We start from the raw sequence: 13,606 nt of genomic DNA on the forward strand, positions 1-13,606 counted from the left end.
TGTTCTCAGGCATGATCGACCTGTGACTCCCACCCCCGCATCGGCATCGGCACCGACGTCCACCGTTACGCCGAGGGGCGGCCCCTGTGGTTGGCCGGCCTGGAGTGGCCCGACGAACCCGTCGGGCTCGAGGGCACTCCGACGCCGACGTCGTCGCGCACGCCGCCTGCGACGCGTTGTTGTCGGCCTGCGGGCTGGGCGATCTCGGCTCCAACTTCGGTACGTCGGCCCCCGAGTGGGCCGGCGCCTCCGGCGTCGCACTGCTCACCGAGACGGTGCGCCGCGTCCACGAGGCCGGCTTCACCGTGGGCAACGTTGCGGTCCAGATGATCGGCAACCGGCCGCGGCTCGGCACCCGGCGCAGTGAGGCCGAGACCACGTTGTCCGACTGCATCGGCGCACCGGTCAGCATCTCCGCCACCACCACCGATGGTCTCGGGCTCACCGGGCGTGGCGAGGGTGTTGCCGCCATCGCCACCGCCCTCGTCCTCTGAACCGTTCAGAAACCGCCAATTCCCCGCCCGGGCGGGGAACTTGTCGCTTGGCGTGCGTGGTTACGGCCCACAAGGGCCCATTTAGGTGACACAGTCTGGGCTCTGGACCCATCGAGCCCTTGAGTTCGGTGGTGCTCGGAGGGCGGCGACGCAGCGATACCCACCCCCGGCGTACGACGCCAGCCCGGTCCCCGGCATGGGTGGCAGTCGAGCCTGGGGTTGAGTCGTGCAGCCCATCGCCGAACGACCCGAACCTGCGCGGCGCCGTACACACCCCTGGAGTCCCAGCAGTTGCACTAAGTGATGGGAATGAACGCTTGGCGGCTGTGGCTACACGCACCAAGCGACAAGTTCCCCGCCCGGGCGGGGAATCTTGAGGCGCGTGAGACGCGTGAGACGCGTAGGGCTGGAGCTCAACCCCCGCTGTCACCGGGGAGCGGGAGCAGGCGCTCGAGCATCTCGGGGCTCATGGCGCTGAGCTCCTCGCGCAGGGCGATCTCGATGTTGCTGGTGAGGGCGGAGCGGAAGGCGGCCATCACGACCTGGACGGCGTTGGGGATGACCGACTCGAAGTTGCCGATCAGCTGCTCCCAGCCCTCCTCGGGCATCCCGTCCCTGGCGAAGGGCTCCCAGACCTCCTTGCGAGCCGCGGTGACGAACCGCTCGGCGAGGTCGCCGGTGTCGTGGGTGATGGCGTCGAACAGCGCGATCACGGTCGGCGGTGCGAAGCCGATGTTGAGCACCTGCGCGCCGCAGCGCACGATCGTCGGCTCGAGCGCCCTGAAGTGCTCGTCATCGATCACCTCGATCAGGCCACGGTCGACCATCTGCCCCACCAGCCAGTCGCGCGTTGCATCGTCGCGGATCCCGGCGAGCGCGGCCAGCGTCTCCCGGCTCATCACCTCGGGCTCGGGGCGCTGACCCATGGGGTTGGCCAGCAGGCCGAGCAGGTCAAGGGCATGGGTGTCGGGCATCTCCGGGCGCCCCTCGAGCGCCTTCTCCACCGCACTCAGGGTGTAGCCGCGGTCGATCAGCTCCCGGATCAGTCGCAGCCGCGACTCGTGCTCGGGGCCGTAAAACCCCTTGCGACCCACCAGCGTCGGCGCTGGCAGCAGTCCCCGAGTGGCATAGGCGCGCACGTTGCGCACCGTCATGCCGACCCTCGACGCCAGTTGGTCGATGGTCATCTCACGTGCACCCACGGCTGCCTCCGCCCTCGCTGCCTCACCACGGCCACCCGGCCACCCAGTTGACCGGTTGCCGCAGCCTCCCGACCATGATGTCATGATCGATGTTACATTCACGATGTCACACAGGAGTGCACGATGCAGACCTTCGACGGCCTGGAGCTCCACGTCCGCACCTACGGTCGCACCGATGCCGACGTCACCGTCGTGCTCGCCCACTGTTGGACCGCCGACGTCGAGGACTGGCACTACCAAGTGCACGACCTCCTTGCCGAATACGGCCACGAGATCCGCATCGTCACGTGGGACCACCGAGGCCACGGCAAGTCCGACCCCGCACCCCGCGACGCCTGCACGGTGCACAACCTGGGCCGCGACATGGCCGACGTCATCGACGGGCATGCCCCCACGGGCAGGCTGGTGCTCGCCGGCCACTCCATCGGGGGCATGACGATGATGGCGCTGGCCGAGCAGCGCCCCGACATCATGGACCGGGTGGCCGGCGCTCTCTTCTGCGCCACCTCCGCCGCCGACCTCGACACCGTCAACCTCGGCATGCCCGAGATGGGCAGGTTCGCCAAGGCGCAGATCCCGCTCATCCTCGCCCAGCGGGCCTGCCTCAACCTCGCAGCGCCCGCCGTCGGATGCCGGTGGTCGAGCGCCACGTCGTGCGCCGCTTCCTCTTCGGGCGACCGCTGCGCCCCCGTGACACCGGTCTGGTGGTCGACCAGATCATCCAGTGTCCGCCCGCCACCATGGAGGGTTTCCTGCGCGACATGCTCCACCACCACGACCGGGTCGAGGCACTCAAGGCATACGACGACATCCCCACGGTCGTGCTCGTGGGCGACCACGACCTGCTCACCCCTCCCCGCACGCACGCAAGATCGCCGCCAGCATCCGCGGCGCCCGCCTCATCACCCTGCCCGGCGCGGGCCACATGCTGACGCTGGAGCGCGACGAGACGGTGTCGGGCGAACTCATCTCGTTGGTGAAGAGGGCTCAGGCCGCAGCCGACACCAACGCGCGCCGATAACGTCGCACCACGAGCTGGGCGACCAGTGGATCGGGGCCGATCACCTCGGCGACCACGGTCGCCCCGTGCAGTCGCGCTTCCCGAGACAGCCTGGTCGCGAAACGGCCCCGCGCGAGCAGGTACGGCGCCACCGCAACCCGCGCGCCGGGCCCGGCCACCCGGCGTACGTCGGCCATCGCCTCGGGCAAACCGCGGCCCGAACCCGCTGAGGGTCGCCACCCGCACCGGCCCGCCCCAGCGCATGGCGAGGAGCCGACCGGCCAGCACGAGGTCACGGAGGCCGTCAGGGTCGCTCGACCCCGCAGCCGCCAGCACGACTGCGTCGGTTGGCCTCGCCCCGGCACCACGCAGCCGGCGCACCAGCACCTCGGCAAGCAGGGGGTCGGGGCCGAGTCCGGCCGTGATCACCGCCCGGGCTCCCGAGCCACGGACCATCGCCGGGATGTCGCGGCGCTGGTGCACCCCGCTCGAGAGCAGCAGGGGCACCACGACCGCCGACGGCAGCTCCGGTCCGCCGATCACCTCCCCCAGCACGGGCGCGCACAACCCGACGTAGGCGGCCGTGCCCGGGACACCGAGCAACCTCGCCGCCCGCGCGGTGACCGCCGCCCCGACCAGGTTGCCCGCGCGCAGCCGGGTGCCGTGGAGACCGTCACCAGGCGGGTCATCCGACAGCCAGTCGATAGCCCCGCTTCACGACTGTCTGCACCAGGCGGGTGCCGACGGCTGCCCGGAGCCGGGCCACGGCCATCTCGACCGCGTGCTCGGTCGTGGCCTGACCGCTGGGCAGGGAGACCAGCAGGTCACGGCGACTGACCACGTGACCCGGGTTGACCGCCAACGCGGTGAGCACCGCATGCGGTCCGGGCGGCAGGTGCACCTCGGTGCCGTCGAGCACGACGACATCGCCGTGCAGGAGCAAGGACCTGCCGGCCACGCTCAACGTCTGCCCGGCCCGGCGCAGTGGCAGCTCGACCTCGAGCATCTTGATCATCGCGGCAGTGCGCGACCGCTCGGGCTGCACCGTCGGCACGCCCCACAGCTCCAGGGCGGCCGCAGTGACCGGTCCGACGCAGGTGGCGACCACGTCGGCCTGGAAGGCGGCGACCACCTCGTCGCGGCGCCCCAGCGCGGCCGCTGCCTCGAGCAGGGACGCAGCGGCGGGGGCCGACGTGAACGTGACCGCATCGAGCTTGGCCTCGGCGATCAACCCCACCATCCGGAAGAGCGGGGCCTGGTCCTCGGGCCCCTCTATCCGATAGACGGTGACGACCTGCACGTCAGCGCCTTGGCTGCGCAGCACGTTGGCCACCGTCGACAGCGACTGCCCGTGCTCCTGCACCACGATCCGCTTGCCGGTGAGCTCGCGACCGCGCAGGTGCGTGAGCACGTCCTCGAAGCACTCCGACTCCGGCACCCACAGCTCTCGCAATCCGGCCCGGCGCAGTGCACCGACCGACTTCGGGCCACGTGCCAGGATCTCGGCCTGCCCCAGCGCCGCCAGGAGGTCGGGCAGCAGGCCCCACTGCTCGGCGTACTCGAACCAGGAGTTCACACCGATCCCGGTCGTGGCGACGAACATGTCGACCGGCGCTGCGATGACCTGTTCGGTCGCCGCCCGCAGGCCGGCCTCATCGACGCGGTCGGGTTCGACCGACACCGCAGGCGCCCACTCGACCTCGGCGCCACGACGCTCGAGCAGGGCGATCTGTTCCTCCGCACGTCGGGCAGCGGTCACACCGACGCGCCAGCCGGAGAGCGGTCCCTCCGTTCCGGGCCCAGTCATCGTGCCTGTCTCCCGCCGACCATGACCACATCATCGACCACGTCGACCTCGTACGTCGCCACCCGGACCTGCTCGTCGTCGAGGCACTGGCCGGTGCGCAGGTCGAAGGCGTGCTTGTGCATCGGGGAGGCGACGAAAGGCGTGTCACCTCGGGTGCCGACGATGCCGCGGGAGAGGACGCTGGCCCGTGCGAAGGGGTCGTAGTTGTCGAGGGCATGGAGTTGGTCGTCGTGGGTGCGGAAGACCGCGACCGCCCGACCGTGCACCAGCGCGACGACGCCGCGCTCGGGCACCAGGGCACTCATTCGGCAGATCGGCTCCCAACCCGTGGTGCTCATCGTGTCCCCGCATCGATCCGGGCCACGGCCGGGGCGCCGACGGAGATGGTGGCACCGAGCAGGACCGGGCCGTCACTGACCGCGGGGGCGATCTGCCCCTCGTCTCGGTGAAGCTGATGTGTGGATCGGGCACGTCAGGTGCGTTGACGAACGACACGAAGCGGGCGAGCTTCTCCGGATCCTCGAGCGTTGCCGCCCACTCGTCGACATAGCCGCCGATGTGGGTGGCCATGGCCGCCTCGAGCTCCGCCCCCAGACCGAGTGCGTCGTCCAGCACCACCGCGCGGACCCGTTCGACACCTCCGTCGAGGCTGTCGAGCCAGGTCGACGTCCGCTGCAGCCGGTCGGCGGTGCGGATGTAGTACATGAGGAACCGGTCCAGCGCCGACAGCAGTTCGTCGTCGCTCAGGTCCGCAGCCAGCAGCTGCGCGTGGGCCGGATTGGCGCCGCCATTGCCCCCGACGTAGAGGTTCCAGCCCTTCTCGGTGGCGATCACGCCGAAGTCCTTGCCTCGTGCCTCGGCGCACTCGCGGGCACAGCCGGAGACGCCGCCCTTGAGCTTGTGCGGCGAGCGCAGCCCCCGATAGCGGAGCTCGAGTGCGATCGCCATGCCGACACTGTCCTGGACGCCGAACCGGCACCAGGTCGAGCCGACGCACGACTTCACCGTGCGCAGCGACTTGCCGTAGGCATGGCCGCTCTCGAAACCGGCGTCGACGAGTCGGCTCCAGATGGCCGGGAGCTGTTCGGTGCGGGCCCCGAACAGGTCGATCCGCTGGCCGCCGGTGATCTTGGTGTAGAGCCCGAAGTCGCGAGCCACCTCGCCGATGACGATCAACTTCTCCGGGGTGATCTCCCCACCGGGGATCCGCGGCACCACCGAGTAGGTGCCGTTCTTCTGCAGGTTGCCGAGGTAGGCGTCGTTGGTGTCCTGCAGCGTGCCAGTCTCCTGCGAGAGCACGTGGCCGCCTGTCTGGGAGGCCAGGATCGAGGCGACCGTCGGTTTGCAGATGTCGCAACCGCGGCCCGTCCCGTGCCCCTCGACGATCGCGTCGAAGGTGCGGTAGCCGTGCACCAGCACCAAGTCGAAGAGCTCCTGCCGGGTGTGGGCGAAGTGCTCGCACAGGCTCTTGTCGACCGACTTGCCCTGGGCGGCGAAGTGCTCCTCGATGAGGTTCTTGACCACCGGCACGCAGGAACCGCAGGTGCTGCCGGCCCGAGTGCACGCCTTGACGCAGGAGACGTCGGCACAGGAGTGGTCACCGCCGGTGTCGAGGGCCCCGGTGATCTCCCCCTTGGTGACGTTGTTGCAGGAGCAGACGACAGCCTCGTCCGGCATCCCGAGTGGGGCGGCTCCTTCACGGGCAGCGGGGAGGATCAGCTCCTCGGGGTTGTCGGGCAGCGCCATCCCCGACGAGACCATCGGGCGCAGCACGCCGTACGCCGACGCGTCGCCGACGAGGATGCCGCCGAGCAGTCGGAACGTGCCGTCCTCGCTCTCGGCGACGACGAGCTTCTTGTAGGTCCCGGCCACCGCGTCGGCGAAGACGAGTTCCAGGGACTCCTCGGTGGCACCGAACGCGTCGCCGAACGACGCGACGTCGACCCCGAGGAGCTTCAGCTTCGTGGACATGTCGGCGCCCAGGAACTCCCCGGCCCTCCGAGCAGGGCATCGACGACGACCTCGGCCATCGCGTAACCGGGGGCGACGAGGCCGTACATCCTGCCGCCGGGAGCCGCGCACTCGCCGATGGCGAACACCGCCGGGTCACTGGTGCGGCACTGCTCGTCGACCAGGATGCCGCCACGCTCCGCGACGTCGAGTCCGGCGTCACGCGCCAACTGGTCGCGGGGTCGGATCCCGGCGGAGAAGACCACGACCTCGGCCGGAATCGCTTCCGCTTCCTTCAACCCGAGCCCGCCGACGGTGCCGTCGCCCGCGTCCTGCACCTCCGTGGTGGCGGCACCGGTGTGCACGGTGACACCGAGCTTCTCGATGTGCCGCACGAGCGTGGCGCCCGCGGGTTGGTCGAGCTGCACCGGCATGAGGCGCGGTGCCATCTCGACCACATGGGTCTCCAGGCCCAGCTGCACCAGGGCGTTGGCCGCCTCCAGCCCGAGGAGCCCGCCACCGATCACGGCGCCGACCGTTGCGGTCCTTGCCGCCTCCCGGATCGCCTCGAGGTCCTCGATGGTGCGATAGACGAACGCGCCGTCGAGGTCCTTGCCGGGGATCGGCGGAACGAACGGTCCGGCGCCCGTGGCGAGCACGAGGTGGTCGTAGTCGACGACCTCACCAGTGCCCAGCAGCACCTGCTGCGCCTTGCGGTCCAACCCGGTCACCGGGGTGTCGAGCACCAGGCGGACCCGAGGATCGTCGTAGGCCCCGCCGGGCAGGAAGGAGAGTTGTTCCGCGCCCACCTCGAAGAAGGAGGTCAGGGCCACCCGGTCGTACGCCGGACGCGGCTCCTCGCCGATGACCACCAGATCCCACCGTTCAGTGACCCCGCGCTCGATGGCGGCCTGCACGAAGCGGTGTCCGACCATGCCGTTGCCCACCACGACCAGGGTCCTGCGTGTGTGCGTCATCCGAGTTCCTCTCATTCCGCAAGGTCCTTCAACCTCTGTGGGCAAACCTAGGAATCTCGTGTTCTCGCTGCGTTCCCCGTTTGTAACAGCGAGGAAAACCCTCGCTCACGGCTGTGACGTGGCGGCGGCCTCGGCGGTGCCCACGAGGCGCGCGACGACCGACGTGCACCCGCCGCAGCCGGTGGTGGCGCGGGTGCGCACCTTGGCTGCCGCCACGGAGGGGCAGGCGCGGAGCGCACCCGCGGTCACACCCGGCACAGGCGCAGACCTCGCGTCGTCGTCGGGCAGCATCACCGGTTCGGCCTCGGGCCGCTCCACCATGAGCAACTCCCGGCTCCTGCTCGCCGAGCACGGTTCCGCGGTCGTAGAACTGGGTGATCAGCCCGATCCGGCTGAGGTCGCCGACCAGGGCGCCAGCGGTGATGACGCCGCCGTGCACCACCAGTTTGCGGTGGCTGCCGACGACAGGGTTGGTCACCTCGACGACCTCGCCCTCAGCCTTCTCCGGGTCACCCAGCACCGCCACGTCCAGACCGGTGGCGCGGAGGCGGGCGACGGTCCGAGTGCCCGCGTACGTCGGCACCTCCAGCGTCGATCCCGCCGAGAGGATCCCGGCGAGCACCTCTGCCTGTTCCCAGGCGGGAGCGACGAAGCCGGTGCTGCGCTCGTTGAACTCGGCGCAGTCACCGATCGCGTGGACCCGGGGATCGGTGACCGAGGCGAGATGCTCGTCGACGACGATCCCGCGACGTACTCGCAGACCCGCGGCGCGCGCCAGGGCGGTCGAGGGACGGCCGCCGGCGGTGAGCACCACCAGGTCGGTGTCGAGCACGTGCCCGTTGTCGAGCTGCACGCCTTCATCGGTGAGCCGCACCGCCCGGGTGCCGGTGTAGACCTCCGTGCCCAGCTTGCGCAGGCTGCGTCGCAGCACCGAGCCACCACGAGCGTCGACCTGGCGCGACAGCAGGTGCTCGGCCCCTTCGACGACCTCGGTGTGGATTCCCCGCACGCTGAGGGCGCGGGCCACCTGCAGGCCGAGCAACCCACCACCGACGACCACGGCACGCTGCGCCGCGGGTACCGACCCCATCAGGCGCAGGCAGTCGGCCAGCGATCGAAAGGCGTGGACCTTCGGGTGCAGCTGCCCGTCCATCCCGACGAGGCCGCGGATGGGTGGCAACGTCGGGATCGCGCCTGTCGCGAGCACCACCTTGTCGAAGCCGAAGCGGGTGCCGTCGACCAGCATCACCTCGCCACGCCCGAGGTCGAGCTCGAGCACCCGCGCCCCGAGCCGCAGGTCGATGCCGTGGCGGGCGTGCCACTCCGGATCGCGCAAGGTGAGCGCGTCCAGCGAGTGCGTGCCCTCGAGCACCGCCGACAACAGGATCCGGTTGTAGGCAGGTCCCGGCTCGTCGCCGAGCACGGTGATCGATCCGGCGTAGCCGTGGGACACCAACTCCTCGCACAGCCGAGTGGCGGCCATCCCGTTGCCGATCACGACGAGCCGTTCCCGCATCACCGCGCTCCTCCAGCAGCGCTCACCGCTGCCGCGCACACCTTGAACTCCGGCATTCGTGAGGTGGGGTCGAGCGCATCGTTGGTGAGCAGGTTGGCCCCGACCCAGTGGAAGGGGATGAAGACGGTGTCGGGCCGGATGCCCTCGTCCACCTTGGCCGGCGCCAGCATCTCGCCGCGGCGGGTGCGTACGGTGATGGCGTCGCCGTCGACCACCGCGAGCCGACCGGCCAGTTGTGGGTGCAGCTGCACGAAGGGGCCGGAGTCGGGCAGTTCCTTGACGCGCCGGGTCTGCGCGCCCGACTGGTACTGCGCCAGCACCCGGCCCGTGGTGAGGTGCACCGGGTAGTCGGCGTCGGTGGGCTCGGCCGGACCGCGATGCTCCACCAGGTGGAAGCGAGCGCGGCCGTCGGCGTGGGCGAACCGGTCGAGGAACATCCGCGGCGTCCCGGGGTGGTCCACGCTCGGACACGGCCAGAAGACGCCGCCCTCCGCGACGATCCGCTCCGGCGTGATGCCTGAGTAGTCGGCCGGGCCGCCGGCCGAGGCCCGTCGTAGCTCAGCGAAGACCTCATCGGGGTCGGTGGGGAAGCCGGCGGTCGAGCCGAGTCGTCGGGCCAGGCCAGCCACCACGTCGAGATCGCTGCGTACGCCGGCCGGCGGGGTGATTGCGCGCTCCCTGCGGATCACTCGCCCTTCCAGGTTGGTCATCGTGCCGGACTCCTCCGCCCACTGGGTCACCGGCAGGACGACGTCGGCTCGGGCGGCGGTCTCGCTCATCACGAAGTCGGCGACGACGAGCAGGTCGAGGGCGTCGAGGCGGTCGGAGACCGAGCGGGCGTTGGGAGCGGAGACGACGATGTTGGAGCCGAAGACCAGCATCGCCTTCGGGCCGCCGTGGGTGCCCAACGCGTCGAGCAACTCGTAGGCAGAGCGTCCCTTCCCGGGCAGGTCGTTCGCGTCGATCCCCCACACCCCGGCGACGTGCTCGCGAGCCGCCGGGTCCTCGATGCTGCGATAGCCCGGCAGCTGGTCGGCCTTCTGGCCGTGCTCGCGACCACCTTGTCCGTTGCCCTGGCCGGTGAGGCAGCCGTAGCCGGCGTACGGCGTCCCAGGCGCTCCGAGCGCCAGCGCGAGGTTGATCCACGCCAGCACCGTGTCGGTGCCGCTGGCATGTTGCTCGGCACCTCGGGCGGTGAGCACGATGACCCGCTCGGAGGTGCCCAGGAGGACGGCCAGCTCCCGGAGCTGGCCGGCGCCGACGCCGCTGACCCGTTCCACCCGCTCGGGCCACCAAGCGGCCACCGAGTCGCGCACCGGCTCGAAACCCGAGGTACGGGCCGCGACGTAGTCGGTGTCAACGTGGCCACCGGCGACCACGAGGTGCAGCAGGCCTTGGGCGACGGCGAGGTCGGTGCCCGGCACCGGCTGCACGAAGTGATCGGCGAGCTCCGCGGTCGCCGTACGCCGGGGGTCGACCACGACCACCTTGCCACCGCGCTCCTTCAGCGCCGCCAGGTGGCGGGCGGCCGGTGGCATGGTCTCGGCCAGGTTGGAGCCGAGCAGCACCACCACGTCGGCCTGCTCGACGTCGGCCAACGGGAACGGCAGACCACGGTCGAGCCCGAACGCCCGGGAACCGGCGGCCGCCGCGGACGACATGCACCAGCGACCGTTGTAGTCGATCTGGCTGGTGCCGAGGGCGACCCGAGCGAACTTGCCGAGGGCATAGGACTTCTCATTGGTCAGTCCCCCGCCACCGAAGACCGCCACTGCGTCCTTGCCGTGCTCGGCCTGCAAGGCACCGAGGCGCTCGGCGATCAGGTCGAGGGCCTCCTCCCAGCCGACCGCGGAGAGCTCGCCGGTGGCCCGGTCCCGCACCAGCGGTGTGGTGAGCCGCTCGCGGTGCTTGAGCAGGGAGGCCGAGCTCCAGCCCTTGCGGCAGAGCGCGCCCCGGTTGACCGGGAACTCGTCCCAGGCACTGATCTCGGGGCGACGTGGACCGCTGACCTGCATGCCGCACTGCAGGGAGCAGTAGGGACAGTGGGTGCGCGTGGCCATCAGACGCGCGCCTCGGCCAGGCTCGGCACCCGGGTGATGAGGAAGCTGCGGCGGGTGTAGACGAACCAGGTCACCACCAGGCAGACGACGTAGAAGCCGAGGAACGTGGTCATCGCTCCACGCACCGCCGCGCTGGGGTCATCGATCCAGGGGGCGCCGAAGGACATCGGGATCAAGAAGCCGCCCATGGCACCGATCGCCCCGGCGATGCCGATGACGGCGGAGGCGTTGCGAGTCGCCTGGGCCATGGCCTCCGCGCGGACCGGGCTGCCCTCGGCGCCGGTGCGCTTCGCGTTGCGGGCCCAGATCGTCGGGATCATCCGATAGGTGGAGCCGTTGCCGATGCCGCTGGCGGCGAAGATCACCAGGAAGGCGAACAGGAACGGCGCGAACCACGCTTGGTTGCCATCCGCGATCGCAATCTCCTGACCGGGGTTGTCGGTGAGCCGGCCGAGCACCACGAGCACCCCCAGGGCGCCCACACCCATCCCGACGAAGCTCCACGCGGTCACCCTCGCGCCGCCGTACTTGTCGGCGAGCCAGCCACCGAACGGACGCGCCACGGAACCGACGAGGGCGCCGAGGAAGGCGTAGTGGGCGAAGACGATGCCGGTGCCGGCCGGGCCACCACCGGGCACCCAGAAGTTCACCTTGATCAGCAGCGGCATGGCCGCGGAGAAGCCGATGAACGAGCCGAACGTGCCGAGGTAGAGGAAGGACATGACCCACGTGTGCTTGTGCTTGAGCACCTGGAACGACTCGCGCGCACTGGCGCTGGCGACCGTCAGGTTGTTCATGCCGAACCACGCACCGGCGGCCGCGACCACCGAGAGCACCACATAGACCCAGGCGGCACGTTGGAGGTGGATGCCGCCGTCGCTGGCCTGCACCATGCCGAAGATGCCGGCACCGCCGACCAGCACCGGCAGGAAGAACTGGATGAGCGCAACGCCCAGGTTGCCGCCGGCCGCGTTGAGGCCGAGGGCGGCGCCCTTGCGGGCGGCGGGGTAGAAGAAGTTGATGTTGGCCATCGAGGAGGCGAAGTTGCCGCCGCCGAAGCCGGCTGTCGCCGCGATCACGACGAAGACCCACAGCGGCGTGCCGGGGCGCTGCACGAAGACGGCGAAGAGCAGCGTCGGCACGAGGAGCAGCAGCGCGCTGATCGTCGTCCACGTCCGGCCACCGAACTTCGGCACCGCGAACGTGTAGGGCAACCGCAGCAACGAGCCGACGAAGTTGGGGGCCGCAACGATCAGGAACAACTCCTGCGCGGTGAAGTCGAACCCCATCGACAGCAGGTAGGCGGAACTGACGCTCCACATCAGCCACACCGAGAAGCCGAGGTGTTCGGCGAAGATCGACCAGATCAGGTTGCGGCGGGCCACCCGATCCGCACCGGCCGCCCAGAAGTCGGGGTCCTCCGGGCGCCAGTCGGTCAGGGTGGTCCCTCCGGGGGCGTACGTCGACTGCTGCGCGCGGTCCGGTGCGGTTCGGGTCACGAGTCACTCCTCCAGGACGGGTGGTGACCGGGACGCTAGTGAGGCGACGTAACGCGTCGTCGTGTGCTCGTCACGCCTCAGGTGACGGTGTCCTCACGACCTCACACCCCGGCGTACGGCCAACGTGAGCTGGCGGATTCGGATTGAATGGCCACCGAATGGGCAGGACCCAGAGCGGCCGGTCATGGGGATCGGCCAACCGAAGGAGGAACGACGCATGGTCTGGTTCATCGTGGCGGTGCTGCTGCTCGCAGTCGGAGTCGGCCTGACCGTCGGTGCGCGCACCGCCCGCAACAAGCACAAGAGTCTGCTGCTGACGGAGAACACCACCACCGGACCGCTGCGGGAGCTGCACCGGACGGCTCGGGAGGTGGCTGGCGACGACATCTTCACGCAGCTGGTCGATCTGTCCGGACGCACCCAGCCCGGCCCGCAGGGGCTGCTCACCGCGGAGATCTCCCAGACCCAGTGCGTGTGGTACCAGCAGAAGGTGACCCGCCGCTACAAGCACGTCAGCCGGGACTCCGACGGCAACCGCAAGACCACCACTCGTGAAGAGGTGGTCAGCCAGAACCAGTCCAGCGCGCCGTTCGTGCTGCGCGACAAGGACGGCGAGATCACCGTCATCCCGACGGACGGCGTGAAGCAGGCACGCAAGACGATGAGTGAGTTCTTCAAGGAGGAGGGCGCCCGCCGGAGCGGCGCCACCATCGATTTCGGCGGTTTCAGCTTCAACGTCGGCAGCCGTGACGGCGACACCATCGGCTACAAGTACGAGGAGTGGGTGCTCACGCCCGACACCCAGGTCTTCGTGCACGGTGAGGCCAGCGATCGCGGCGGCCAGCTCGAGATCGTGAGCCCGGCCGGCAAGGAGAAGATGCTCATCACCACGAAGACGGAGCAGGAGCTCCTCGAGAGCGCCGAGACCTCCCACATGTGGTTCCGGTGGGGCTCCTTCGGCTCCTATGCCGCAGGAGCGGTCCTGCTCATCGTGGCGGTCGTGCTGCTCGTCTTGTGAGGCGCCCGTGGCCGAGGAGTTGCTTCAGCGGCATGACTAAGGCCCCCGCCAACTTGGCGGGGGCCTTCGTCATGAGTCAGGCG

9 protein-coding genes and 4 pseudogenes are annotated in these 13,606 nt (G+C 70.1%); 3 read left to right on the top strand and 10 right to left on the bottom strand.

The window, feature by feature from the left end:
- The first annotated feature begins 39 nt into the window (after positions 1-39).
- Positions 40-494 (top strand): annotated as a pseudogene (gene ispF, locus L1066_RS20740) (2-C-methyl-D-erythritol 2,4-cyclodiphosphate synthase).
- Positions 495-907: 413 nt separating this feature from the next.
- Here the strand turns inward: ispF and L1066_RS20745 are convergent.
- Positions 908-1,696, bottom strand: a complete 789-nt coding sequence (locus L1066_RS20745) for a MerR family transcriptional regulator (RefSeq protein WP_235738176.1) — start codon at positions 1,694-1,696, stop codon at positions 908-910.
- A 123-nt stretch (positions 1,697-1,819) separates the two neighbouring features.
- On the opposite strand from L1066_RS20745, the pseudogene L1066_RS20750 reads away from it, so the two are divergent.
- A pseudogene (locus L1066_RS20750) lies at positions 1,820-2,587 on the top strand (alpha/beta fold hydrolase); the annotation flags it as partial.
- Between the two features lie 96 nt (positions 2,588-2,683).
- On the opposite strand, the gene L1066_RS29335 reads toward L1066_RS20750, so the two are convergent.
- The 9 genes and pseudogenes from L1066_RS29335 to L1066_RS20785 form a co-directional block, all read right to left on the bottom strand.
- Positions 2,684-2,893 carry a CbiX/SirB N-terminal domain-containing protein gene (locus L1066_RS29335; protein ID WP_512699730.1) on the bottom strand — a complete coding sequence of 70 codons (210 nt, stop codon included), beginning with the start codon at positions 2,891-2,893 and terminating at the stop codon, positions 2,684-2,686.
- A gap of 181 nt (positions 2,894-3,074) precedes the next feature.
- Positions 3,075-3,401, bottom strand: a pseudogene (locus L1066_RS28930) (sirohydrochlorin chelatase); the annotation flags it as partial.
- Positions 3,382-4,503 carry a uroporphyrinogen-III synthase gene (locus L1066_RS20755; protein WP_235738192.1) on the bottom strand — a complete coding sequence of 374 codons (1,122 nt, stop codon included), beginning with the start codon at positions 4,501-4,503 and terminating at the stop codon, positions 3,382-3,384. The gene L1066_RS20755 and the pseudogene L1066_RS28930, both read right to left, overlap by 20 nt.
- Entirely contained in the window at positions 4,500-4,841 is a 342-nt protein-coding gene (nirD, locus tag L1066_RS20760; protein WP_235738194.1) for a nitrite reductase small subunit NirD, read from the bottom strand. Before nirD ends, L1066_RS20755 begins: the two co-directional genes overlap by 4 nt.
- A 235-nt stretch (positions 4,842-5,076) precedes the next feature.
- A pseudogene (gene nirB, locus L1066_RS20765) lies at positions 5,077-6,474 on the bottom strand (nitrite reductase large subunit NirB); the annotation flags it as partial.
- Positions 6,459-7,430: an NAD(P)/FAD-dependent oxidoreductase gene (locus L1066_RS20770; protein WP_235738196.1), complete on the bottom strand. Its 972-nt coding sequence runs from the start codon at positions 7,428-7,430 to the stop codon at positions 6,459-6,461. The gene L1066_RS20770 and the pseudogene nirB, both read right to left, overlap by 16 nt.
- 28 nt (positions 7,431-7,458) lie before the next feature.
- Entirely contained in the window at positions 7,459-8,946 is a 1,488-nt protein-coding gene (locus L1066_RS20775) for an NAD(P)/FAD-dependent oxidoreductase (RefSeq protein WP_235738198.1), read from the bottom strand.
- The gene (locus L1066_RS20780; RefSeq protein ID WP_235738200.1) at positions 8,946-11,006 is read right to left on the bottom strand and encodes a molybdopterin oxidoreductase family protein; all 2,061 of its coding nucleotides are present in this window, start codon (positions 11,004-11,006) and stop codon (positions 8,946-8,948) included. Before L1066_RS20780 ends, L1066_RS20775 begins: the two co-directional genes overlap by 1 nt.
- Positions 11,006-12,505: an MFS transporter gene (locus L1066_RS20785; RefSeq protein ID WP_235736690.1), complete on the bottom strand. Its 1,500-nt coding sequence runs from the start codon at positions 12,503-12,505 to the stop codon at positions 11,006-11,008. The genes L1066_RS20780 and L1066_RS20785 overlap by 1 nt, the downstream gene beginning before the upstream one ends.
- Before the next feature lie 217 nt (positions 12,506-12,722).
- Here L1066_RS20785 and L1066_RS20790 point away from each other — a divergent pair, with 217 nt between their 5' ends.
- A complete protein-coding gene (locus tag L1066_RS20790; protein WP_235736691.1) occupies positions 12,723-13,523 on the top strand; it encodes an E3 ubiquitin ligase family protein in 801 nt (266 codons plus the stop codon).
- Positions 13,524-13,606 lie beyond the last annotated feature (83 nt).

The organism is Nocardioides alcanivorans (genome assembly GCF_021555175.1).
Taxonomy (GTDB): domain Bacteria; phylum Actinomycetota; class Actinomycetes; order Propionibacteriales; family Nocardioidaceae; genus Nocardioides; species Nocardioides alcanivorans.

Bases quoted from the DNA above. Each gene is read 5' to 3' on its own strand.
- L1066_RS29335 (WP_512699730.1), bottom strand. From the start codon at position 2,893: ATGGCCGACGTACGCCGGGTGGCCGGGCCCGGCGCGCGGGTTGCGGTG.
- L1066_RS20755 (WP_235738192.1), bottom strand. From the start codon at position 4,503: ATGACTGGGCCCGGAACGGAGGGACCGCTCTCCGGCTGGCGCGTCGGT.
- nirD (WP_235738194.1), bottom strand. From the start codon at position 4,841: ATGAGCACCACGGGTTGGGAGCCGATCTGCCGAATGAGTGCCCTGGTG.
- L1066_RS20770 (WP_235738196.1), bottom strand. From the start codon at position 7,430: ATGACGCACACACGCAGGACCCTGGTCGTGGTGGGCAACGGCATGGTC.
- L1066_RS20775 (WP_235738198.1), bottom strand. From the start codon at position 8,946: ATGCGGGAACGGCTCGTCGTGATCGGCAACGGGATGGCCGCCACTCGG.
- L1066_RS20780 (WP_235738200.1), bottom strand. From the start codon at position 11,006: ATGGCCACGCGCACCCACTGTCCCTACTGCTCCCTGCAGTGCGGCATG.
- L1066_RS20790 (WP_235736691.1), top strand. From the start codon at position 12,723: ATGGTCTGGTTCATCGTGGCGGTGCTGCTGCTCGCAGTCGGAGTCGGC.